Source organism: Ureibacillus sp. FSL W8-0352 (assembly GCF_038004345.1).
Classification (GTDB): Bacteria; Bacillota; Bacilli; order Bacillales_A; family Planococcaceae; genus Ureibacillus; species Ureibacillus thermosphaericus.
Map to the genome: position 1 here is coordinate 287358 of NZ_JBBOQT010000001.1, position 24753 is coordinate 312110.

Sequence of the window (24753 nt, forward strand, 5' to 3'; positions counted from 1 at the left end):
ACTTAAGAAAACTTTTTTTTCATCATCAGCGAATCTTTCATATCCTTTCGCGTTTCAATTTCTTCTCCTAATCCGATGGAATACCGGAAAGGGAAGAAAGTTATTTCTTAACTTGACGTGCATGGGGCAGAACCCGCAACACAATATGAACATACATTGATGCACAAAACGATCGACTATTTGAAGAAGCAGAGAAAAAGTTGGAGTAGTGCATCTAAACAGAACATCTTTTTTTGTGATAACATTGGAGAATCGTGTAACAATAGGAGGGAGTACATTGGCTCAAAAACAAAGATTAGAACTAACATGGATTGGCAAAGACGAACAACCAAAGCTCGAACCGCGCATTCTTCTTGAAGATCCGGAGCTTTCTTATCATGCGAAGGAACGAGTGACGGAAAATGATATTTTTGATAACCGGCTTATTTTCGGCGATAACCTGTTAGCATTGAAAGCATTGGAACAAGAGTTTACGGGAAAGATTAAGTGTATTTATATCGACCCGCCGTATAATACAGGAAATGCGTTTGAACATTATGATGATGGATTGGAGCATTCAGCCTGGTTATCATTAATGAAGCCAAGGCTCGAAATTTTAAGAAATTTACTTTCAAATGATGGAAGTATATGGATTTCTATAGATGCGGACGAAAGTCATTATTTGAAAGTGCTATGTGATGAAATTTTTGGACGTAGAAATTTCGTGGATGAGGTAATTTGGCAAAGGGCCTATTCGCCAATTAATTTGAAGAAAACGTTATCAAGAAGTCATGATACAATATTAGTCTACGCTAAAGAAATAGAAGGGTTTCAATTGAATAAATTACCAAGGGGAGAAGATGCCAACAATAGATATTCAAATCCAGATAACGATCCTAGAGGACCTTGGATGTCGGATAATTTATCAGTAGGTCCTGTAGTTGAGGAAAAAGTCTATGAAATAATTACGCCTAGTGGAAGAAGGGTTTTGCCGCCAGAGGGACGATGTTGGGTTTTAACCAAGGAAAGGTTTGAAGAATATCGTAAAGATAATCGAATTTGGTTTGGTAAGGATGGTAATAATGTTCCACGTATTAAACGATTCCTCTCAGAGGTAAAAGATGGGGTCACAGCAATGACATTATGGCTTAGAGATGAGGTAGGAGATAATCAAGAAGCTAAAAGAGAAGTGAAAAAATTTAATAGTAAGGAAGTATTTGCGACTCCAAAACCGGAGCGTTTAATACAAAGAATTATTCAATTAGCCACAAATGAAGGCGACTGGGTTCTTGATTCTTTTGCCGGTTCAGGTACGACCGGGGCGGTGGCGCATAAAATGGGGCGCCGCTGGATTATGATAGAACTTGGTGAGCATTGCCATACGCATATTATTCCCCGAATGAAACGGGTTATTGATGGAACGGATCAAAGCGGAATTAGTAAAGCGGTGAATTGGCAAGGTGGGGGCGGCTTCCGCTATTACAAACTGGCGCCAAGCCTGTTGAAGAAAGATAAATTTGGTAATTGGATTATCAATCCGGAATACAATGCGGAAATGCTGGCGGAAGCGATGTGCAAACATGAAGGATTTACGTACAATCCAGACCCGGAAGTGTTTTGGAAGCAAGGTCAATCGACGGAAAACGATTTTATTTATACAACAACACAGCTTGTTACGCAGCAAATGGTTGAGGGAATCGTTGAACAAATGAAAGAAAATGAAACATTGTTAATTTGCTGCAAAGCATTTAATGTTAATATCGATGATTTCCCGCAAGTGACGATTAAGAAAATTCCGCAAGCCATTTTAAACAAATGTGAATTTGGTCGCGACGATTACAGTTTAAAAATTAATGAATTACCAATGAAAGAAAGAGAAGCGGAACAATTAGAGCTATTTTAGGGGGAAGAGGTTATGAATCGTATTGTGAGTGCTATTTCATCCCGGCTTAGTCTTCGAAAACCACAAAAAGAATCACTTGAAATTCTTGCTGAAGTGATTGAACACTTCGGCTTAAATAAACATAATGATCCCGAATCTTTGAAAGAAAAGCTAGAGGCTGTTAATGGGTTATTCCCGTCAGTGACTGATTTTGAACGAGAGTTTCCTTCGCTCTGTTTTGCGTTGGCAACCGGTGTCGGAAAAACACGTTTAATGGGAGCGTTTATTGCTTACTTACATATTGCAAAAGGAATTCGTAATTTTTTTGTTTTAGCCCCTAACTTAACAATTTATGAAAAATTAATTCAGGATTTTACGCCAAATACACCGAAATATGTATTTAAGGGGCTTTCCGAGTTTGCTAATAAACAGCCAAACATTATTACCGGGGATAACTATTTTCAACAGGCGCTTTTTTTAGATGATCCAGAGATTGTGAATATTAATATATTTAATATTTCTAAGATTAATAGTGAAGTAAGAGGCGGAAAATCACCAAAAATTAAGCGGTTAAGTGAGTATTTAGGGGAGAGTTACTTCGATTATTTAAAATCCCTTCCAGACCTTGTTTTATTAATGGATGAATCGCATCGTTACCGCGCATCAGCTGGGGTCAAAGCAATTAACGAATTAAACCCGATTCTCGGTTTAGAATTAACGGCTACACCGCAAGTGGAAAGCGGAAATAAAACGATCCCATTTAAGAATGTGATTTATAGCTATCCTTTGTATAAAGCAATGGAGGATGGCTATGTGAAAGAACCGGCTGTCGCTACAAGAGAAAACTTTAATCCTGCGAAGTTTAATGAACGTGAATTAGAGCGTTTGAAATTAGAAGATGGTATTCGAGTACATGAAGAAACAAAAGTAGAATTAGAATTATACGCGCGGGAAAATAATGTAAAATTAGTGAAACCTTTTATTCTTGTCGTTGCCCAAGATACGAATCACGCCGAAGAACTTATGAATATTATTGAAAGCGATGACTTTTTTGAGGGGCGTTATAAAGGAAAAGTCATTACTGTTCATTCCAATCAGCGTGGCGAAGAAAAAGATGAAACAATTAAAGAATTACTTGCTCTTGAAGATCCAAATTCAAAAGTTGAAATTGTCATTCATGTGAACATGTTAAAAGAGGGATGGGACGTAACGAATTTGTATACAATTATTCCACTCCGTGCCGCAAACTCAAAGACGTTAGTGGAACAGTCCATTGGTCGCGGTCTCCGTCTTCCATACGGAAAACGCACAGGGGTGCCGGCAGTCGATCGTTTAACGATTATTGCGCATGATAAATTCCAAGAAATTATTGATGAGGCGAATAATCCGAATTCCATTATTCGTCGCGGGGTTGTCATTGGCCGTGATGTGGCACAGACAGAAAAGAAATTAATCATAATGGAGTCGAACGTAGAAACATCACTAATCGATGAGTTAGTGGGAATGAAGGAATCCACCACTCCCGAAGAGGAAAAGAAACTAGAAATCAAGAAAAATATTGCGGAATCCGTTGTAAGAGTCATTGCCAAGCAACAAACGTTATATAGTTCTAAACAACTAAAAGATCCTGCCGTTCAACAACAAATTATTAAAGAAGTTCGTGAAACTTATACGGTATCTCAGTTGTCTTTATTTGAAGAAGAGCCTCAAAAAATGGTTGAAGAAATGGTTGCAAAAGCAGTCGAGTTACTTCCTGATTTGTCTATTGAAATTCCGCGAATTATTTTGCAACCGACCGAAGAAATTTCATGGGGCTATCAAGATTTTGATTTAGATTACAGCTTGATTCCGAAACTGCAACCAGTTGCTGAAAATATTTTGATTGAGCATTTGCGTACTCATCAAAGAGAAGTGTTACAAATTAAAAAAGATGTAAATACAACAGAAGAGCGTTTAGAAGATTATCTTGTCTTTCACCTAATGGATTATCCGGCTGTTTCTTATGAAGATCATGCTGAGTTGTTGTATAAGCTGTCAGGCCAGTTGATTTCTTATCTTCGCAGTTATTTAAAAACAGAAGATGAAGTAAAAAATGTAGTTGTTTACAATCAAAAACGTTTCGCACAGTTGATTTATGCGCAGATGAAAGAACATTATTATGAAGAGCCAACAAATTATGAGGTCATCGTTCGAGTTGGTTTTGATACATTAAAAAGCAGCAACGTAGCCGTGGACGCCAATGAGGAAGTACGTGATTTTCGACAGCCAGTAGCAAATAAAGCGGCGATTCGCAGCATGTGTTTTGGTGGCTTTAAGAAATGCCTGTACCGAACACAAAAATTTGAATCTGACGCTGAACGAAAATTTGCGGTCATTTGTGAAAGCGATCCGTCCGTTTTAAAATGGCTGAAACCAACGCAAAATCATATCAAAATTTACTATAATCAAACACAAGCATACATCCCGGATTTCATTGTTGAAACAGATGAAAAAATGTATTTATGCGAAATAAAAGCAACTAATAAAATCGAAGAAGACCAAGAAGTTGCTCTGAAAGCGCAAGCTGCCATCACATGGTGCCAACACGCTTCCAAGCACGCCCTCGAAAATGGAGGAAAGGAATGGGTTTACTTATTAATTCCGCATGATGATGTCGATTCGAACAAGACAATTAAGGGATTAGAAGCAATTTATAAATAAAATTAGTGTAAATGATGCATTTTGACGGTAAACCCGAAATATGAGAGATAAATAAAAAACTCTCCCCTTCTAGTATATACGACGAATAGCCCTTCAATCCCAATGTTTTTCGGGATTGAGGGCTATTTTGCCGTTGCACATTTTTCACGAATTGTTTTAGACCATGGCAAATAGAGATTTAAATTTTTCTGTCTGTTGATGGATTGGTAAACGAGGGAGATCCGACAACACTTTTACTTAAGTATTGATAAAATATATACCATTTTTCATCCAAACTTAAGGCTTATTTAGGAGGATCATCATGATTACAGGAGAAATAAAAAATAAAGTTGACCAAATTTGGACAACTCTATGGACAGAAGGATTAACGAACCCGTTAACGGCGATTGAACAATTAACCTATTTGTTGTTTATAAAAAGTTTAGATGAAATCGAAATAACGAAGGAGCAGGAAGCGGAATTTTTAGGTTTGGAACATGAGAGCCTCTTCCCGAAAGATAAGCAATATCTTCGTTGGCATCAGTTTAAACAATTGGGCAGTCCAGAAGAAATGTATCGCATCGTTTCGCAAGAAGTGTTTCCGTTTATAAAAAATTTGCACGGGAATGAAGATACTGCCTTTTCAAAATACATGAAAGATGCCATGTTTCAAATCCAAAAACCAAGCACTTTGGCCAAAGTCGTGGATAGCTTGGATAATCTGCCAACCTCTGATCGAGATACAGCAGGGGATATATATGAATATTTGTTATCAAAGCTATCAACGTCAGGTACAAACGGATAATTTCGTACACCACGCCACATTATTAAAATGATGGTAGAGTTAATGAAGCCCGCCCCTGAAGATAAAATTATTGACCCGGCAATGGGATCTGCTGGTTTCTTGGTCGAAGCGATTGAATATGATTACGAAAAAGATTTCGGGGATACGCCGATTACAAAACTTGTCCGAAACATCGTTGGATTAGACCGAAAAGCAGCAAACGAAGCCTTCTCAGAATTTCTTTCTGAACAACGGCTCAATCTTCAACAAGCTAAATTTGTGGAGCTTATTATCGATTATGTAGTAAAGAATGGTATTCTTGATAAAAAGGTATTACAGCAAGAACCATTCAGAACCGTTGGAAGTATTGTTGAAGTATTTAAAGACAATAAAGCGGATGCTAAAAAAATTATTAGCATGATCGATGAAATTAATAAAAATGCAGAACAGATTATTTCATAGATTAACATTTATTTTGGTGCTCTTCATCAAAAGAGTACCTTTTTTATTGGCTTAGGTGGATGAAATCGAACGCAGTAGATAAACTTTTGTCGTGTGGATCCTTTTCGAGCTAACGGAAGAAGTTCTTGAAAGTCTTCACTTGGATATTGTGTTAACCAGCAAGGGGGCGTTCCCCATTGCGGCTTTAGCTAGTGCTTCACCACAGTTAAATTGCGACAAGGAGGCGCGTTTTGTGACCACCGCAGGGAAAGTGTTTAAGAGAATATTCCTATAAGAAGTAAGGCTGTTTCCGAAAGTGTTCGACTTTCTGGACAGCCCCTTGTAAGTATTTGGATAATTTTAATTCAATTTCTTTAGTCGTTTGTGCTGTTGGATCGAAGTTTGTTACAACAAGAACGACCGGTGAATTTTGAATAATTTCTGATTCTTCAGGAACTGCGATTGTAAGCAATCCATTTTCATCTTCACCTGGATTATATGTCAATAAGTCCTGCATTACTTGCACACCATTTACATAAACAGTTAAATAACAATTATTAGCCGATAATTCTGGAAGTGTAACTCCTACTGTTCCGGTATCGTCCATGAAATCCTTTGCGTAAATTGTTAAAGTATCCACACCTGTTACAGTAGAATTGACTAAATAAAAAAATTTTTTTACATCTGGAACAGTTGCTACAGTTGTCGAAGCATTAATTGTAAGCTTCAATATTTCCAATGCCATGGTTTTGCCTCCTTGAAGAATTTTCGTTTTATTGTATGGCGAAATTTTTTGTTTACTTGGGCATATTATAAGAAAAAACAATTAGTAACTAATTGGGTGGAGCGGAATAATGACAAATAATTTACCTAAGCCATTTTTAACAATCCCTCATTTACCACCAACAGAGTTTTCTTTTCGCCTTCCAAAAAAGATTGAAGTTTTTGAGTTTTATACGAATTCCAATGGCAAATCAAGAATCTATAGAGATCAAGATGGCATAACGAAAGGAAAAAATCAGAAAATCATGGATCCAAGTACAGTTTCCTATATGAATTTATTTATTAATGGCGTGCTGCAACCCAAAGAAAATTACGAAGTCCAACGCGGCATGATTAAGTTGAAAACCCAAGACCTACCCCCAAAAGGCGCACCGATTATTCTGCAAATGTTTAAGTTTTGAAGCATGGCTATCTTTGTTAGAGGGATGTAGATTAAAAGCTTGTTGAATGGACTGTAAATTCCTTCACAGTTGGAGTGAAATTTTACAAAGGCTTGATAATTAGGTTTGTCATAGGTTTAACATTATTCACTGAGTTGAATTTCTTCTCCTGAAAGAATGGATTATAGCTCAAACTCTTGAAGAAATAGTGAAGGATGGTGAAATCCATTCCTTCCGTTTTCTTATGCTTTTATGTCCGATGCGGTCAGTTTAAGTTTATAAAGATATATCATTCATTTCCCGGCTAGATTTCCTCGTTCTAACCGTGTTGTTGAAACCCTCATGTATAAGGCTTTCGCTGCTTTTCCATTCGTATTTCAGACATTATGAAGTGGCAGTTTTTTGCCCTGGCGATTATACCTTCAAAGGTGGCGATTATATTCCCCAAAGTGGCGATTATCGGATATCATGAAAGGGTCATTTTTTTGTCCCGGCGATTATCTTTTCGTAATTGGCGATTATACCATCAAAAGTGGCGATTATATTCCCCAAAGTGGCGATTATCGGACATCATGAAAGGCCGATTTTTTTGCCCTGGCGATTATCTTTTCGTAATTGGCGATTATACCTTCAAAGGTGGCTATTATATTCCCCAAAGTGGCGATTATCGGACATGATGTTTTTGATTGCTAGCAGTATAAAAGTATTCGTGATTCGCGCCTTGTAATCCCCTCATTCCCGCATCTCCAAGCCCCTCCAAATGCTTTAGCGTTAAAATCCCTTTTCATTTAAAAAACTAATGGTACAATGAATTCAGTATGAAGGATAAGCGAGGAATTGGTATGAAAAAATTTGAAGAAAAAACCGTTCATTCGACAGAGATTTATAAAGGAAAAGTTGTGACGTTAACAGTGGATGATGTGATTTTGCCAAATGGGAAACCTTCCAAACGGGAAATTATTCATCATCCTGGAGCAGTTGCGATTATTCCAATTACCAATGAAGGAAAGATTGTTTTAGTAGAACAATATCGAAAAGCGTTGGAACGTTCAATAATTGAAATTCCAGCAGGGAAGTTGGAACCAGGAGAAGATCCAGCCGTCTGTGCACGAAGAGAATTGGAAGAGGAAACAGGTTATGGTGCAAGAGAATTGACATATATTCAATCGTTCGCAACATCCCCTGGATTTGCAAATGAAATCATCCATCTTTTTGTGGCAAAAGATTTATATAAAATAGAAGAAAAACGAGAATTGGATGAAGATGAATTTGTATCCATCATAGAAGTAACGTTAGAAGAAGCGGAAGAAATGGTGAAAAACCAGCAAATCTATGATGCGAAAACAGCATTTAGCGTGCTTTGGGTAAAATTAAACGAAATGTAAAATTATGAAGAGCGAAATTTTGATAGAATTTACTAAAATTCGTACTAATAAACCCCGTGGACGAGCATAAGCTGTAACAACGAAAGGAGAATGCTTATGTTTCGTTCCGTACAAGTTATTCAATATGGATTTTTACTAGCAATAGGTTTTGTCAGTGGGGTTATTTGTTTCCAAGCTTTTTCTTTGGACAAGTCTATGAATCTTATTAAGTTAGTGGATCCGCGTGTGTTAGAACTATCAGATGTCACTATGTGGCAAACGATATTACCAATTGTTGCATGGGGATTACTTGTATTATTTTTTACAACTCACCCATATCTCCATTTTTTTGCTAGACTAGTAGTAGCTGTAAAGGCCACATTTTTTGGTTTCGGTTCGGTATTTTTGTTAACTCAACAAGAATCGATTCTTGTCTATAGTGTTTGGTGGTTTCCATTTCAACTAATTTATTGTATCTTACTATTAGCGCTATGTTCTGTATTTGGAACTAGAAAAGTAGGGCCGAATCGAAAGTTTGTTTTTAATAAACATTTATTTATTACATTAGTGGTTGCTTTTACAGTGATGTGCGTTGGGGAAATGTTCGTTATTTCATCTATCATTAATTAGTCCCCTAATCTTGTAATTAATTTTAGACTTTTGTTATAATGGAATGTGTTTAGGAGGGCGTCATATGGAAAGCCGTATTGATCGTATAAAAAAGCAATTACATAGTGCTGGCTATAAACTGACGCCACAGCGTGAAGCGACAGTTGCAGTACTATTAGAACATGAAGAGGATCATTTAAGCGCAGAAGATGTATATCTATTAGTAAAAGAAAAAGCGCCTGAAATTGGTCTAGCTACCGTGTACCGCACTCTAGAATTATTAACAGAACTAAAAATTGTCGATAAAATTAATTTTGGAGATGGCGTTTCCAGATATGATCTTCGACAAGAAGGTGCAAAACATTTCCATCATCACCTAGTATGTATTGAGTGTGGTTCAGTAGATGAAATTCAAGAAGACTTATTAGAAGAAGTAGAAATGGTAGTAGAAAAGCGATGGAATTTTATCATTAAAGACCATCGTCTCACATTCCATGGAATTTGTCATCGTTGCCAAGAAAAACATGATCATGAAGATGAGTAATCCCTAAATAGGTGATCCCTATTTAGGGATTTTTTGTCGAATAATCGTTAGAAATTCAAATGCTTTCGAAATCCGTTGAAATACTTGCAGAATTGTAAAGTTTGCACGATTTTTCGTAATAAAATGCAGAATGATGATTATAGAGAATATCAATTATTTAGGATTTCTTGCATCTGATTCCTAATAAAAAAATGTTAAATCTTGTATGCTTTCATAAAAATCTCTATCATTTTATATAAAGGGAAGGGACAGGTGAGAAAAAATGAAAGAAGCGCAAGAAGCCGTCCTAGATTATCTCCATTTTCTAAGAGTTGAACGGCAATATTCTGAAAATACGTTAGCATCTTATAGAAGGGATTTAGAAGATTATATTGAACATTTACATAAAGGGCAAAAATTAGAGCGGTTAAATGATGTTGATCGTACTAGAATTCTAGTCTATTTGGAGCATTTAAGGGATAATGGCAAATCTTCTCGAACGATTGCCCGCCACATTTCATCAATCCGTTCATTCCATCAATTTTTATTAAGGGAAAAAATCACTGATCATGATCCTACAGTACATTTGGAAATGCCTCAAATTGAAAAGACATTGCCGAAAGTGTTATCCATTGCAGAAATCGAAGCATTAATACATGCACCTGATCGTTCCAAACCCCAAGGCATCCGTGATGTGGCTATGATTGAATTGCTCTATGGTACGGGTATGCGGATTAGTGAATGTATTGAACTTAATTTAGAAGATGTGCATTTATCGATGGGATTTGTGCGCATTTATGGAAAAGGTGGAAAAGAGCGAATTGTTCCTCTAGGAAAGAGCGCACTTTATGCATGTGAAACATATTTGCAACAAGCTCGCCATCTGTTGCAAGGGAATTATCCAAAAACAGATGCGTTCTTCATTAACCGTAGAGGAAAACGTTTAACGCGGCAAGGATGTTGGAAACTACTGAAACAGCATGCTTTAGCTGCAAATATCAAAAAGGAAATGACTCCCCATACTTTGCGGCATAGCTTTGCTACACATTTAATTGAAAACGGAGCGGATCTCCGCTCGGTACAAGAAATGTTAGGACATGCGGACATTTCTACAACACAAATTTATACACATATTAGTAAAATAAGACTTTCAGAAGTATATAAGCAATTCCATCCTCGTGCGTAGATTGTTAATGATAAGGAGGAAAAAAATGAAACCATTTAAAAGAATTCATTTAATCGTATTGGATTCAGTAGGAATTGGGGAGGCACCAGATGCAGAGAAATTCGACGATGTTGGAAGCGATACGTTAGGTCATATAGCAGAAGAAATGAATGGGTTACGCATGCCCAATATGGAGGCGTTAGGTTTAGGAAATATCCGAGAAATAAAAGGTATAAAAAAGGTTTCTAGACCGAAAGCCTATTACGGAATGATGCAAGAAGCTTCAGCAGGAAAAGATACGATGACCGGTCATTGGGAGATTATGGGGTTACGAGTAGATCAACCTTTTAAAGTATATCCAAATGGTTTCCCGGATGACTTAATTAAGCAGCTAGAAGAGAAAACGGGGCGTAAAGTAATTGGGAATAAACCTGCAAGCGGAACCGCCATTATTGAAGAACTAGGACAGGAGCATATGGAGACGGGAGCAATTATTGTCTATACATCCGCTGATCCAGTTCTTCAAATTGCTGCCCATGAAGACATTGTCCCATTAGAAGAACTTTATAAAATTTGTGAAATTGCACGAAATCTAACTCTAGAGCCGGAGTATCTAGTTGGGCGTGTGATTGCTCGACCTTTTGTAGGAACACCTGGAAACTTTACTCGCACTGCGAATCGACATGATTATGCAATCAAGCCGTTTGGAAGAACGACGATGAATGAACTTAAAGATCAAGGTTTTGAAGTGATTGCCCTTGGGAAAATTTCGGATATCTATAACGGTGAAGGAGTAACGGAAGCCATTCGCACGAAAGATAATATGGACGGAATGGATAAATTAGTAGAAGTGTTGAAACGAGATTTCCACGGATTAAGTTTTTTAAATTTAGTAGATTTCGATGCGTTGTATGGACATCGGCGAGACCCAATTGGTTATGGAAAAGCGTTGGAGGAATTCGATCAGCGATTACCAGAAGTGCTCGAGTTGTTAAAAGAAGACGATTTACTCATCATTACGGCAGATCACGGAAATGATCCAACCTTTAAAGGAACAGACCATACTCGTGAATATGTACCATTGCTCGTATATTCGAAAAGATTCAAAGAAACAGGAGATTTAGGTTTGAGAAAAACTTTTGCGGACATTGCAGCAACAATTGCTGAAAACTTTAATGTTCCCGCACCGGCGAATGGTACGAGCTTTTTGTCTAATTTAATTTAACGGGGTGAGTCAAATGAGAATGGTGGATATTATTGAGAAAAAGAGAGATGGGAAGGAGCTTTCAACAGAAGAAATTCAATTTTTTGTCAAAGGATATACAGAAGGTTCAATCCCAGATTATCAAGCTGCAAGTTTACTGATGGCCATTTATTTTCAAGATATGACAGAAAGAGAACGAACAGATTTAACAATGGCGATGGTAGAATCGGGGGATACCATTGATTTATCTGCCATACAAGGAGTTAAGTGTGATAAACATTCTACAGGTGGTGTTGGAGATAAAGTGACTATTTGTTTATCTCCTATGGTGGCTGCTTGTGGAGTTCCAGTTGCGAAAATGAGTGGACGCGGGTTAGGACATACTGGTGGAACGATTGATAAACTTGAATCTATTCCTGGTTTTCAAGTGGAACTATCTAGCGGCGAGTTTATTCAACAAGTCAATAACATCAAAATGGCAGTTGTTAGCCAAAGCGGAAATTTAACGCCCGCGGATAAAAAAATCTATGCTTTAAGAGATGTGACAGGTACCGTACCTAGCATTCCTCTCATTGCGAGTTCCATTATGTCCAAAAAAATTGCGAGTGGTGCTGATGCCATTGTTTTAGATGTAAAAGTCGGTGAAGGGGCATTTATGAAAACGGTCGAAGAGGCAGAAAAGTTAGCCCATGCAATGGTGAAAATCGGCAATCAATTAGGAAGAAGAACGATTGCTATTTTATCCGATATGAGTCAACCGCTCGGCTATGCTGTCGGAAATGCCCTTGAAGTAAAAGAAGCAATTGAAGTGCTAAAAGGGAATGGCCCGGAAGATGTAAAAGAGCTTTGTTTAACCCTTGGCTCACAAATGGTTTATCTTAGTGGCAAAGCACAAACCCTTGAAGAGGCTAGGACGAAGATGGAAAATGTATTAGCAAACGGAAAAGCATTGGAAGTGTTTAAAGCATTTATTGCTTCTCAAGGTGGAAATCCATCAATTGTGGATGACCCAACTTTATTACCACAGGCAAAATTTCAAGTTGAGATTCCAGCAACTGAGTCAGGTCATGTAGAAAAAATAATTGCCAACGAAATCGGTGTAGCCGCTATGCTTTTAGGGGCTGGAAGGGCAACAAAAGATTCCGAAATTGATTTATCTGTTGGAATCGTGTTAAATAAAAAGGTTGGAGACTATGTTGAAAAAGGTGAACCACTAGCAACGATCCATTCAAACCGAGAAAATATCAATGAGATTAAAGAAAGAATATATTCGAACATCTTCATATCGAATCAAAAAGTAGAAGCTCCTTCTTTGATTAAAGGGATTGTTGCAGAATGAAACTTTTGCATGTGGTAATACACGCAAAATGAATAGATCTACTATTATTAAACGATTTAAAAAGAGTGAATGGTGAGTTTTCCAATTCGCTCTTTTTCGTTTTCTTGCAATTTATGATGGTTATGAGCAAAAGGGTTCGATAGACTTAATTTAAGAGACTAAAAAGTTCTAAATTTTTCATAAAAAATATGACAAAAATATGAAAAATGTATATTATTAACTTAATAAAGCAATAAAAGAGAAAATTAAAGAAGGGATAAGAGTGGGTAAAATTTGGCGGGGGAGATTTGAAGGGTATTCGTTAAATTCTTTTAAAAAAGATTTAGTTTCAGGGACAATTGTTGGAATAGTCGCTATTCCTTTAGCGATGTCTTTTGCGATTGCCTCTGGTGTGAAGCCAGAGTATGGAATTTATACGGCAATCATTGCGGGGATTCTTATTTCACTATTTGGGGGATCGAAATATCAAATTGGTGGACCAACAGGTGCTTTTGTTCCTATTTTATTAGGCGTTGTACTTGTATATGGCTATGAAGATTTGCTGCTTGCCGGTCTGATGGCGGGAATTATGCTCGTATTAATGGGTGTATTGCGACTAGGAGTGCTTATTCAATATATTCCTAGACCTGTTACAATCGGTTTTACTGCTGGGATTGCAGTAATCATTTTTACTGGACAAATTGCTAATTTTCTAGGATTGCAAGGTTTGGAGCAGCATGAGCGTTTCATTGATAACATGTGGGAAATCGCCTCTCATTTGAATACAATGAATGTCTATAGTATTTTTATTGCCATATTATGTTTGGCTATCATCCTCATTACTCCTAAAGTGTTGCCAAAAGTGCCGGGGCCATTAATGGGCATTGTTATTTCGTCAGTTGTTGCTGCTATTTTCTTTAATGGACAAGTGGCTACCATTGGTTCTACTTACGGAGCTATTCCTAACACATTGCCACAATTAAAATTACCGGAAATTTCCCTTGAACGATTGGTGTCTTTGTTGGGGCCAGCTTTTGTCATCGCCATGTTAGGTGCAATCGAGTCATTGTTATCTGCAGTAGTTGCTGATGGCATGACAAATAGTAAACACAATTCAAACCGTGAATTAATTGGACAAGGTATAGCGAATATGGTAACGCCACTATTTGGTGGTATTCCTGCAACTGGTGCAATTGCCCGCACAGCAACGAATATTAAGTTCGGAGCTACATCGCCTATGTCTGGTGTTATTCACGGACTATTTGTTCTCATCACATTATTGTTATTTGCGCCTTTAGCTGTGCATATTCCGTTAGCAAGTTTAGCTCCTGTGTTAATGGTTGTTGCATGGAATATGAGTGAGCGTAAACATTTTGCTCATGTATTAAAACTAAAATCAGGGGATTCACTTGTATTAATTATTACGTTTTTACTGACTGTTTTTACAAGTTTAACAATCGCAGTGTTTGTAGGATTGTTGTTGGCCATCTTGTTATTTGTGAAACGAATGAGCGACATGTTGATAGTGTCGAAAGTATTGCCCGACCATAAAAATAACGGAAAAGTTCAATCCCATGTCGTAAGTGAATCTCGGGATTGTCCTCAAATTAGTATTTATACGATTGAAGGTCCACTGTTTTTCGGTGCAGCCCAAACCTTTGAAGAACGAATTTTAAAGTCCCTTCACTATAAACCGCAAATTCTTGTACTTCGAATGGGGAAAGTGCCATTTATTGATGCAACTGGTGAGGCATATTTGAGAAATATTGTTCGCAATTTTAAATCACAAGGTGGACGACTGCTTGTAACAGGCGTACAACCAAGTTTGAAAACATTATTAAATAAAAGTGGTTTAACAAATGAAATAGGTGAACATAATTTTTTCGAACATACTGGAGATGCCATTAATTGCGCATTAGGATGCGTTAACCGAAACAGTTGTATTGGATGTAAACATTACGCTTTCCGTGAATGCGAAGAATTATCAACAACAAAAATTAGTTAAAATGATTGAAAGGACAGATATGACCATATTTTGGATCAAATCTGTCCTTATTATGTTTAAAATTCTTCCTTTTTTTCCATACTAAAGCTGATTAGGTAATCTCTTCTTAACTTGACGTTTCATGATGACGCCAAATTCCAGTGCAAAAAAGCATAGGTCAAGTGGAATAAGGGAAGGCGGGTTGGATAACTGAATTGTAGGATTGAAGCATTATTTGCTTTAATGACAATTGCATGCTGTGAATTAATAGATTTATGAATAGATGACGCCTTTCCAGATGAGCTTGCAATCCGTTTATCGACTTCTACTAGCGTACTTCGTTATTTCGCAAGCTCGTCAAATTGATTCGTTTGTATAGGTGGTGGATGAAGAAAACATAAGAAACGAGTAAAACATATTATTAAAAGATTTTGTCGTATTTTTACTAGTTTCGGCGAATTTCTTCTACTATTGTCAACCGAAAGGGATTTTGACGTGCTATGTGGAATTGCGAAGGGAGGAGGCGATGTAACGGATGAATTTTGAAATAAATATGGAAAGAGATATTGCCATCATTCGACTATATGGCGAATTGGATCATCATGAAACCGAAAAAATTCGTACTCACATTTCTCAAACGATTTTAAAAGGAAATCTGCACACTATCATTTGGAATTTAGAGAGATTAAATTTTATGGACAGTTCAGGGATTGGCCTCATCTTAGGCCGCATGAGAGAGTTAAGTGCGGTCAATGGACAAACCATCATTTTAAACCCTTCAAATACGATGAAAAAAATATTTCAATTTTCGGGGTTAAGCAAGTATGTGATGGAGGGTAAAGAAGAAGAGGCGATCTTATATGCAAGGGGGATTGTGAATGGATAATGAAATGACACTTTCATTTGTAGCTTTAAGTGAAAATGAGAGCTTAGCGAGAATTGCAGTAACAAGTTTTGTGGCTCAATTAGATCCAACAATTGATGAACTATCTGAATTCAAAACGATTGTTTCAGAAGCTGTATCCAATGCAATCATTCATGGATATGACGAGGATGGCAAAGGGATTGTCACTGTCCATGCAGTTCGCGAAGGAGATGTCGTTTCAGTAGCTGTGAAAGATCAAGGAAAGGGGATTCCAGATATTAAAAAAGCTATGGAGCCTTTGTTTACGACAAAGGCAGATATGGAACGGTCTGGAATGGGCTTTACAATCATGGAAAGTTTTGCAGATCATCTTCAAGTGGAATCTGAACCTGGTGTTGGTACGGTCGTTACTTTTTCCAAAAAATTTCACTCGATGAAAATGACGCAAATATCTTAACAACATGAGTGAAATTCAACACCTTTGAGTTTAAAAGAATAATTTTTGAATTGGATGCCAATATTAAAGGTATTTGGAAGAAGTAAGGGGGATGAGGACAATCGAACAGCCGTCCAATGTTTTGTTAACGCAAGAAGAGATGCGGGAGCTCATTAAGCTTGCTCAGGCCGGCGATATGGAAGCACGAAAACAGATGATTGAAGGAAATACGCGGCTCGTATGGTCGATTGTTCAACGCTTTGCTTCTCGAGGAGTAGAGCTTGAAGATCTATTTCAAATTGGTTGTATTGGATTAATGAAATCGGTGGATAAGTTTGATTTATCATATGATGTAAAGTTTTCAACTTATGCTGTTCCAATGATTATCGGAGAAATTCAGCGCTTTTTGAGAGATGATGGAATGGTGAAGGTTAGCCGTTCCATCCGAGAGTTAAATTTTAAAATACGTCAAGTCACCGATGAATACTTAAAGACCAATGAGAAGCCGCCTTCAGTCTCAGAATTAGCGGAAATGCTTGGTGTGTCACAAGATGAAATTTTAGTGGCAACTGATGCAATGAGAGATCCGGCGTCTCTTCATGAACAGTTGTTTGAGTCAGAGGGAGACTCCATTACGTTAATGGATCAAATGAAGGATGAAAAATCTGAATTACCGTTTCAATATATTTCATTAAAAGAAGTATTGAAAAAGCTTGATAAGCGAGAACAAGCAATCATTTACTTACGTTATTATTTAGATTTAACGCAAACGGATATTGCTGAAAGGCTTGGCATATCTCAAGTTCAAGTATCAAGGCTAGAAAAGAAAATCTTAGCCCAATTAAAACAATGGATGGATACTTCATCAAATACATCAAGTAAAACAAAAAAGACGGTGAATAAATGACGAACAAAATTTTTGCATCATTAGATGAGGCGAAAGAGTTCTTATATTCAAAATTTGGTAAAGATGAATCTTTCGATGTCTGTATTAAAGAAGTTCATGTCAAAGATTTGCCTGTACTATGCGTATATATCAGCGGTCTTGTTGATGGAATGACGCTCACTGTGCAATTAACACCGCTTTATTTTGATAGTGAAGAAAAACAATCTACTCATTCGGTTAAAAATGACGACATCTATTTTGACAATATGTTCAACTTTTATGGAAAAGCTGAGCCGAAAGATAAAGAAGAATTTCTGCTCGGCGTTTTAAGTGGTCAAGTTGGGTTTGTGACACAACAAGGCTACGCCTACTTAACAGAGCTAAGAAGTTATCCAGGTCGTCAACCGGATGAACCGGATAATGAAAAAGTTATTCGAGGTTCCCGAGATGGGTTTGCTGAAAATATTATGCTAAATACGGCGCTCATTCGCAGGAGAATTCGAAGCCCAGAGCTGCGTTTTGAACTATATAAAATCACAACAAACGGAAGAACTGATGTTGCAATTGCCTATATTAAAGATATTGTCAATGACAAACATTTAAAGTGGTTGAAGCAACGTTTAGAAGAAATTAACCACGATGGATTGACGATGGCAGACAAAACATTAGAGGAGTGGATTTTTAAACAAAGGTTTCACCCAGTTCCGTTTGTTCGGTATTCGGAAAGACCGGATATTGTTGCCGCCCATTTGCTTGAAGGCCATATTGCCATTGTCGTTGATACGTCTCCGTCGGTTATTTTGCTGCCGATTACGATTTTCCACTTAATGCAGCACGCCGAGGAGTATCGACAATCACCCTTTGTTGGTTCAACCATTAGATTTTTACGTTATACTGCAATTCTTTTAAGTTTAACATTTATGCCGATTTGGTATTTGCTGGCCACCCATGAGCAATATTTACCGGAAGCACTTGATTTTATCGGTTCAAAAGAAGAATCGAATATTCCATTATTATTGCAAATCATCATTGCCGACTTAGGTTTGGAATATTTGAGAATTGCGGCAATCCATACACCAACGCCACTATCCACTGCAATGGGGTTAGTAGCGGGTGTAATCATTGGACAAATTGCCATTGATGTAGGTTTATTTTCACCTGAAGTTGTACTTTATGCAGCAGTTGTCGCAATATTCACTTTTTCCATTCCAACCTTCGAATTAAGTGTTTCCATAAAATATTTCCGTTTTATTGTATTAGGTTTAACAGCCTTATTTGGACCTAGTGGATTTTTCATCGGCTTCTTCTTCATCTTTTCGTATTTTTGTGCACTACGGCCGATGCAAATTCCTTACATGTGGCCACTAGTACCATTTTTCCCCAAAGCCTTCTTAAGGGTATTCATTCGATTCCCGATGGCAGACGATGCCCTCAGGCCATATATTGTTGGAGCAAAGCAGCGGAAACGTGTTTAAATTCAGTTGCGAAAGATGTGCGCCTATGTTAAAGTTCAAACATAAAACTAAAAATTTAAGGCTGTCCAGTGTCAAAATATTCAATCTATATTGTATAGATGATTTAATTCAGGGAAAGTTGGCGAAATTGGGCTTTCCTACCATTTTATCTGCTGACTGGTAGATGGAATTCATAAAGTTGAAATGGAATGCTTCGTTTTGTCGACCCTTAGAGGAAAAAGTTGAAATTTTTGACATGGACAGCTTATTTGTATACGGAGGGGAATCTATGCACTTATACGGAACTCAAACAATCGGAGAAAATGGCCATTTACATATCGGTGGTGTTGATACAGTTGAGCTAGCTAAAGAATATGGAACTCCACTAATCGTTTATGACCTAGAATTAATAAGAAATCGTGCTCGCGCATTTAGAGACACATTTATTAAACATGGTGTTGAAGCACAAGTTGCATATGCATCGAAAGCATTTTCATGTATTGCAATCTATCAATTTGTTAACGAAGAAAATTTATCGCTAGATGTTGTGTCTGGTGGAGAATTATATACTGCTATAAAGGCAAACTTTCCCGCTGAACGCATTCATTTCCATGGAAACAATAAATCTTATGATGAATTAATCCTCGCCTTTGATGCAAAAATTGGTTGTATCGTTGTAGATAATTTCTATGAAATTGAACTATTAAAAGAAATTTCAGAATCTCGAAAACAATCGATGAATATTTTATTGCGTGTCACTCCTGGTGTGGAAGCACATACTCACGATTTCATTACAACTGGACAAGCCGATTCTAAATTTGGTTTTGATTTATATAACGGTCAAGCCGATGAAGCATTCAAGCTAGTTGCGAATCATGAATATTTAAATTTACTAGGTTTACATTGTCATATTGGTTCTCAAATTTTTGAAACGGACGGCTTTAGTTTAGCTGCAGGGAAATTAATTGAAAAAATTAGCGAATGGAACGATGCATTTGGCTTCCTATGTAAAGTGCTAAATTTAGGTGGTGGCTTTGGCATCCGCTACACAGAAGAAGATCGTCCTCTTGAACCCCATGTGTATGTTGAAGAGATGGTTAAAACCGTAAAAGAGGAAGCTTCAAAACGTCGTTTAGCAATGCCTGAAATTTGGATTGAACCAGGACGTTCCCTAGTTGGAGATGCAGGAACTACATTATACACTATTGGTTCTCACAAAGTCGTACCAAATATCCGTGAATATATTGCAGTTGACGGTGGAATGAGCGACAATATTCGTCCAGCATTATACAATGCAAAATATGAAGCTGTCATTGCTAATAAAGCAAATCTTCCAAAAGATTACACTTATACTGTGGCTGGAAAACTATGCGAATCTGGTGATAAACTAATTGAGGATGCTCCTCTCCAACAAGCAGAACCTGGTGATATACTCGCAATTTTCTGTACAGGTGCTTACGGCTATGCAATGGCTTCTAATTATAATCGTGTGCCGAGACCAGCAGTTGTCTTTGTGGAAAAGGGTGCACATCAACTAGCAATTAGAAGAGAGAGCTATGAAGATATTATTGTAAACGATCAAGAATATCATTTAAACAAGGTGAATAAATTGTGAAATTTTCAAAATGGACATTGTTAGGATTTTTTGTCGTTTTTTGTTTAGTATGGGCATTGTTTTACATTTTTGTACTAATTCCTAAACTTCAGTAAATGAATTGATAAACTGGTAATTTCTGGGTGAAATTTGATTCTTAATTTGAAATCGTGTACGATAGTAAAGAATGTTTGTATGCGATAAGAAAACGAGGGAATGATACATGTTAGTACGTTATAAAAAATCACTCGAAAAAATTGCGATGGGTTTACTTTCGTTTATGCCCCAAGAAAAGGACGTCAAAAAATTAATGGAAACAATGCAGTCTTATGAACAAGAAGACAATTGGCAATTATATTTATGGAAAAAAGATGATGAGTATGTAGGAATTGTAGGCGTATTAGAGGAAGATTCTGTAGCGACGATTCAGCACATTACGGTTGTTCCTTCCTATAGAGGTGAGGGAATTGCCAAGCAAATGTTAAAAGAATTAAAAACATGTGGTGAATATACAGAAATCAAAGCTTGTGAAGAAACAGAATCCTTTGTTAAGAAATGCTTACATAGCTTACAAGAGGCAGACGAAAATTAACGTCTGCCATTTCTTTTTTCTTCACGCATTGTTAGAATATCTGAACGATCGCGCAGCATATGCTTATGAAGAAGAAATTCATGGGACAACGGTGGAAGTGATGAAATCTTGCCATTGACTTTTTCTATTAAATCACGATTCATTAATTTGATTTGAAAAGCTTTGTATGATTGATTGTTTTCTATGGCATCAATACTTTTTAAACAATCGTTACATAATTGCTGAAAATCGATATAATCAAAAAATGGATGTCCTTGATTGGATAAAAATTTTTTGTAGGCTTTTCTCATTATGCGATGAGCGCCGGGAAGATTTCCTCTTCGCCAATGATATAAGCCGGTCGCTAATTGTATATACCCAACGAGAGGATGTTCTTTTTTTCCAGGTGCAATTGTCTTCCAATATTCCTCTAAAACTTCGTGACATTCAAAATAATCTTGATTACCATTGAAATATGCGCAAAAATCGATAAATAGCGGATGAAATAAGGGATGCATAGTGAATATGAACCTCTTTTCTCTATACTCATTTTTTAATATGAAACGCAAGGTGTGTGACATATGTATGAAGTAAAACTAGATGCTTTTCAAGGACCACTTGATTTATTATTGCATTTAATTCAACGTTTGGAAATTGATATATATGATATCCCGATGGCAGAATTAACCGCTCAATATATGGAGCATGTTCAAGCAATGAAGGTGCTGGAGTTGGATGAAGCCAGTGAATATTTAGTGATGGCTGCAACACTCCTTGCCATTAAAAGCCGGATGTTACTCCCGATTCATGAAGGGGAGATGGAAGAGACAGAATTTGAGGTGGAAGAACCCGATCCAAGGGAAGAATTAGTCCTAAAGTTAATTGAATATAAAAAGTATAAAGAAGCAGCAATTGAATTGAAAAAGATGGAAGAAAATCGACCAGAGAACTTTACAAAACCGCCAAGTGACCTGTCTCCATTTATGCCGGATGAGCAACTTGCATTGTTTAATGCAGACGTCAATATTTATGATTTGCTGTACGCATTTCAAAAAATGCTTCGAAGAAAACAATTAAGAAAGCCATTAAAAACGACTGTAAAAAAACAAGATATTCCAGTTAAAGAACAAATGTTAAGAGTTGTAGATGTGCTGAAAAAACGGGGTGGTAAATCCAGCTTTTCAGATCTCTTCCCTTATGAAGATAAATCCACAATCATTGTCACCTTTTTATCGCTGTTAGAATTGATGAAACGTCAAGTTGTTTTCGTCGAACAAGAAAGAAACTTTGAAGATTTGACCGTGATTTTGCAGAAGGAGGAACGATTAGGTGAACTCGAAAATCTTGATGGCTAGGATGGAGGCATTACTATTCGTTGTAGGAGATGAAGGACTGACGGTTAAACAACTGGCGGAATTATTAGATGTAGATGAAGTGGATATCGAAGCTGGATTAAGTGAGTTAAAAACCCTTTATGAAAATAATGTTGCATCTGGTCTTACAATAAAACAATTGTCTGATACATATTTATTAACAACAAAACCAGAATTAGCAAATACAATCAAAAAATTAGTTGAAAATCCGAATAGTCAAGTACTTTCAACAGCCTCCTTAGAAGTTCTTGCAATCATTGCATACAAACAACCTATTACGAGGGCAGAAATTGAAGACTTGCGCGGTGTGAAAAGTGAACGTCCTATCCAGACTCTCGCATCACGAGGTCTTATTCGGGAAGTCGGACGAGCAGAAGGTACAGGACGAGCTATTCTTTACGGAACAACAAAAGAGTTTTTAAATTATTTTGGACTATCCAATTTATCAGAGCTTCCTCCATTACCTGAAGGTGATGAAGATGTTGAAAATGAACAAACAGATCTCTTTATGACAAAGTTCCAAGAAGTATTTCATAATGAAAATGAATAAAGGAGTGGCTAAGTGAAATTAGCTAAATTTATCATGACTTTCGCTTTTTCATTGATGTGTTATTTCTCGCTCCATCATGTTGTAAAAGCATCTTATGTTGTCATTGACGCAGATACTGGAAGAACATTAATTGGAAATAATGAGCATGCAAGAATGCCCATAGCAAGCCTTACAAAAATTTGGACTGCACTTATTGCTATTGAAAATAGCAATTTAGATGATGAAGTTGTTATTTCTCGAGAGGCTACAATGAGTGAAGGGTCATCAATTTATTTAGAACCAGGCGAAGTGGTCACTGTAGAAACATTGTTGTATGGCCTTATGCTTCGATCAGGGAACGATGCAGCGCACGCTTTAGCGGAACATGCAGGCGGATCTGTTGAAGGATTTGTCGATTTAATGAATGAAAAAGCACTATATTATCGCTTAAATCAAACATATTTTACTAATCCTTCAGGCTTGCATCATGATTTGCATTTATCCAGTGCCTATGATACTGCCCAAATGTTAAGAATTGCTTTGGAAAATGAAGATTTTTTAAAAATTGCATCAACGATTCAATATAAAAGTAATACGAAAAATGGAACGACGTGGTTAAATAAACATCGCTTACTCCGAGAGAATGTTGGCGCTGTAGCAGGAAAAACTGGATACACAAAAGTAGCGGGAAGAACTCTTGCAACGTATTTTGAAAAGGAGAATGAACGCATTATCGTCGTAACATTAAACGAAGCCAACGATTGGCAAGTACATAAACAACTTGCAAATCAGGTGTTTGAAGAGTATGATGTGAAAACGATTGTAAAAAAAGGAAAGTATAAAGCGAATGATAATATTACAGTTCAGCTGAAGGAACCAATTAAATTACTGATCTCGGAAGAAGAAGAAGATCAATTGCAAAATGTGTTGCACCTATCACGAAATCAAGATGTTAAATTCGGCATTTGGCATGTGTTTTTAAATAATGAAAGTATTTATTCAACAAAGGTAAAGTTAAAACAATAACATATAAAAGCTGTCCGAAACGCTCTTATTTTTCGGGCAGCTTTTCACTTGTATAAACTGAGTTGTTTTTCTTTAATATTGAGACAAAATATGACATAATTTTCATCAGTAAAGAAGCTAATGAATTATAGTTATATGTATTTAGAGGTGAGTCATCAAATGGAAAGGCTTCAGAAAGTAATTGCTCAAGCAGGTTTTGCTTCCAGAAGAAAAGCGGAGCAATTGATATTAGAAGGAAAAGTGAAAGTTAACGGTGAGGTCGTTACAAAACTCGGGACAAAGGTTTCAAGAAGCGATGTTGTAGAAGTGAATGGTATAAAAGTAGAAAGGGAAGAAAAAGTTTACTACTTATTCTATAAGCCAAGAGGTGTCGTATCAACGGTATCCGATGACAGAGGACGAAAAACAGTATTAGACTTTTTTCACGATCACGTGGAAGAGCGAATTTTCCCTGTAGGTCGACTAGATTTTGATACATCGGGCTTAATATTACTAACGAATGATGGCGAATTTGCTAACTTAATGACCCATCCGAAATACAAAATTGAAAAGACATATATTGCAAGGTTAAAAGGGATTCCGAGTTTTGAAGATATCAAAAAATTGCGGAGAGGTATTATGCTTGAGGACGGTATGACTGCTCCTGCAAAGGTGAACATCAAAAAAGTTGATCGAAAAGCAAATAAAGCAATTTGTGAAATTACCATCCATGAAGGGAGAAATAGACAAGTACGACGCATGTTTGACGCAATTGGAACGCCTGTTGTCAAATTAAAACGTGAAAGATTTGCTTTTCTTGACTTAAAAGGATTAAATGCAGGAGAATTTCGGGAACTTACTGCCCATGAAGTGAAGCAGTTGCGCGTTTTGGCAGAAACAGGGAAAATTGGTTGATACTATGTTCATAGTGATAACCTTCATAAA

Annotated in this window: 23 protein-coding genes and 1 pseudogene; 22 read left to right on the top strand and 2 right to left on the bottom strand. The window is 37.0% G+C overall.

The window, feature by feature from the left end; all coding sequences use genetic code 11:
- The first annotated feature begins 277 nt into the window (after positions 1-277).
- The 4 genes and pseudogenes from NST98_RS01455 to NST98_RS01470 all read left to right on the top strand — a co-directional run.
- On the top strand, positions 278-1882 hold the full coding sequence (locus tag NST98_RS01455; protein WP_340714213.1) for a site-specific DNA-methyltransferase: 1605 nt from the start codon (positions 278-280) through the stop codon (positions 1880-1882).
- A gap of 12 nt (positions 1883-1894) precedes the next feature.
- On the top strand, positions 1895-4561 hold the full coding sequence (locus NST98_RS01460; RefSeq protein ID WP_340714214.1) for a DEAD/DEAH box helicase: 2667 nt from the start codon (positions 1895-1897) through the stop codon (positions 4559-4561).
- A 301-nt stretch (positions 4562-4862) separates the two neighbouring features.
- Complete coding sequence (locus NST98_RS01465) at positions 4863-5345, top strand: type I restriction-modification system subunit M N-terminal domain-containing protein (RefSeq protein WP_340714215.1); 483 nt, start codon at positions 4863-4865, stop codon at positions 5343-5345.
- Between the two features lie 12 nt (positions 5346-5357).
- Positions 5358-5786 (top strand): annotated as a pseudogene (locus tag NST98_RS01470) (type I restriction-modification enzyme R subunit C-terminal domain-containing protein); the annotation flags it as partial.
- Between the two features lie 268 nt (positions 5787-6054).
- Here the strand turns inward: NST98_RS01470 and NST98_RS01475 are convergent.
- Entirely contained in the window at positions 6055-6510 is a 456-nt protein-coding gene (locus NST98_RS01475; protein ID WP_340714216.1) for a DUF4183 domain-containing protein, read from the bottom strand.
- Between the two features lie 109 nt (positions 6511-6619).
- On the opposite strand from NST98_RS01475, the gene NST98_RS01480 reads away from it, so the two are divergent.
- From NST98_RS01480 to NST98_RS01545, 14 genes are all read left to right on the top strand, one after another.
- Complete coding sequence (locus NST98_RS01480) at positions 6620-6949, top strand: DUF4183 domain-containing protein (protein WP_340714217.1); 330 nt, start codon at positions 6620-6622, stop codon at positions 6947-6949.
- 821 nt (positions 6950-7770) lie between these two features.
- Positions 7771-8313, top strand: a complete 543-nt coding sequence (locus tag NST98_RS01485; RefSeq protein WP_340715642.1) for an NUDIX hydrolase — start codon at positions 7771-7773, stop codon at positions 8311-8313.
- A 96-nt stretch (positions 8314-8409) separates the two neighbouring features.
- Positions 8410-8922 (top strand): hypothetical protein, encoded by a 513-nt coding sequence (locus NST98_RS01490; protein ID WP_340714218.1) that lies wholly within the window; start codon positions 8410-8412, stop codon positions 8920-8922.
- 64 nt (positions 8923-8986) lie between these two features.
- Positions 8987-9445 (top strand): ferric iron uptake transcriptional regulator, encoded by a 459-nt coding sequence (fur, locus tag NST98_RS01495; RefSeq protein WP_016836900.1) that lies wholly within the window; start codon positions 8987-8989, stop codon positions 9443-9445.
- Between the two features lie 262 nt (positions 9446-9707).
- Positions 9708-10610, top strand: a complete 903-nt coding sequence (gene xerD, locus NST98_RS01500) for a site-specific tyrosine recombinase XerD (protein ID WP_340714219.1) — start codon at positions 9708-9710, stop codon at positions 10608-10610.
- 25 nt (positions 10611-10635) lie between these two features.
- Positions 10636-11814, top strand: a complete 1179-nt coding sequence (gene deoB / locus NST98_RS01505; RefSeq protein WP_340714220.1) for a phosphopentomutase — start codon at positions 10636-10638, stop codon at positions 11812-11814.
- A 13-nt stretch (positions 11815-11827) separates the two neighbouring features.
- Positions 11828-13132: a pyrimidine-nucleoside phosphorylase gene (locus NST98_RS01510; RefSeq protein WP_340714221.1), complete on the top strand. Its 1305-nt coding sequence runs from the start codon at positions 11828-11830 to the stop codon at positions 13130-13132.
- Positions 13133-13394: 262 nt separating this feature from the next.
- Positions 13395-15116: a SulP family inorganic anion transporter gene (locus NST98_RS01515; RefSeq protein ID WP_340433610.1), complete on the top strand. Its 1722-nt coding sequence runs from the start codon at positions 13395-13397 to the stop codon at positions 15114-15116.
- A gap of 514 nt (positions 15117-15630) precedes the next feature.
- The gene (gene spoIIAA, locus NST98_RS01520) at positions 15631-15981 is read left to right on the top strand and encodes an anti-sigma F factor antagonist (RefSeq protein ID WP_016836905.1); all 351 of its coding nucleotides are present in this window, start codon (positions 15631-15633) and stop codon (positions 15979-15981) included.
- Positions 15974-16417 carry an anti-sigma F factor gene (gene spoIIAB / locus NST98_RS01525; protein WP_016836906.1) on the top strand — a complete coding sequence of 148 codons (444 nt, stop codon included), beginning with the start codon at positions 15974-15976 and terminating at the stop codon, positions 16415-16417. Before spoIIAA ends, spoIIAB begins: the two co-directional genes overlap by 8 nt.
- Before the next feature lie 91 nt (positions 16418-16508).
- The gene (locus NST98_RS01530; protein ID WP_096550769.1) at positions 16509-17303 is read left to right on the top strand and encodes a SigF/SigG family RNA polymerase sporulation sigma factor; all 795 of its coding nucleotides are present in this window, start codon (positions 16509-16511) and stop codon (positions 17301-17303) included.
- Positions 17300-18757 carry a spore germination protein gene (locus NST98_RS01535; protein WP_340714222.1) on the top strand — a complete coding sequence of 486 codons (1458 nt, stop codon included), beginning with the start codon at positions 17300-17302 and terminating at the stop codon, positions 18755-18757. Before NST98_RS01530 ends, NST98_RS01535 begins: the two co-directional genes overlap by 4 nt.
- Before the next feature lie 268 nt (positions 18758-19025).
- Positions 19026-20351, top strand: a complete 1326-nt coding sequence (gene lysA, locus NST98_RS01540; protein ID WP_340714223.1) for a diaminopimelate decarboxylase — start codon at positions 19026-19028, stop codon at positions 20349-20351.
- Between the two features lie 202 nt (positions 20352-20553).
- Positions 20554-20922, top strand: a complete 369-nt coding sequence (locus NST98_RS01545) for a GNAT family N-acetyltransferase (protein WP_340714224.1) — start codon at positions 20554-20556, stop codon at positions 20920-20922.
- On the opposite strand, the gene NST98_RS01550 is transcribed toward NST98_RS01545, so the two are convergent.
- A complete protein-coding gene (locus NST98_RS01550) occupies positions 20919-21419 on the bottom strand; it encodes a DUF309 domain-containing protein (RefSeq protein ID WP_340714225.1) in 501 nt (166 codons plus the stop codon). The genes NST98_RS01545 and NST98_RS01550 overlap by 4 nt on opposite strands.
- Positions 21420-21482: 63 nt before the next feature.
- Here NST98_RS01550 and NST98_RS01555 point away from each other — a divergent pair, with 63 nt between their 5' ends.
- The 4 genes from NST98_RS01555 (at position 21483) to NST98_RS01570 (ending at position 24723) form a co-directional block, all read left to right on the top strand.
- Complete coding sequence (locus tag NST98_RS01555) at positions 21483-22256, top strand: segregation/condensation protein A (RefSeq protein ID WP_340433626.1); 774 nt, start codon at positions 21483-21485, stop codon at positions 22254-22256.
- Complete coding sequence (gene scpB, locus NST98_RS01560; protein ID WP_340715643.1) at positions 22249-22824, top strand: SMC-Scp complex subunit ScpB; 576 nt, start codon at positions 22249-22251, stop codon at positions 22822-22824. Before NST98_RS01555 ends, scpB begins: the two co-directional genes overlap by 8 nt.
- A 12-nt stretch (positions 22825-22836) precedes the next feature.
- On the top strand, positions 22837-23829 hold the full coding sequence (locus NST98_RS01565; protein ID WP_340714226.1) for a D-alanyl-D-alanine carboxypeptidase family protein: 993 nt from the start codon (positions 22837-22839) through the stop codon (positions 23827-23829).
- Between the two features lie 159 nt (positions 23830-23988).
- Positions 23989-24723, top strand: coding sequence for a pseudouridine synthase (locus NST98_RS01570; protein WP_340714227.1), 735 nt, complete (start codon positions 23989-23991; stop codon positions 24721-24723).
- Positions 24724-24753 lie beyond the last annotated feature (30 nt).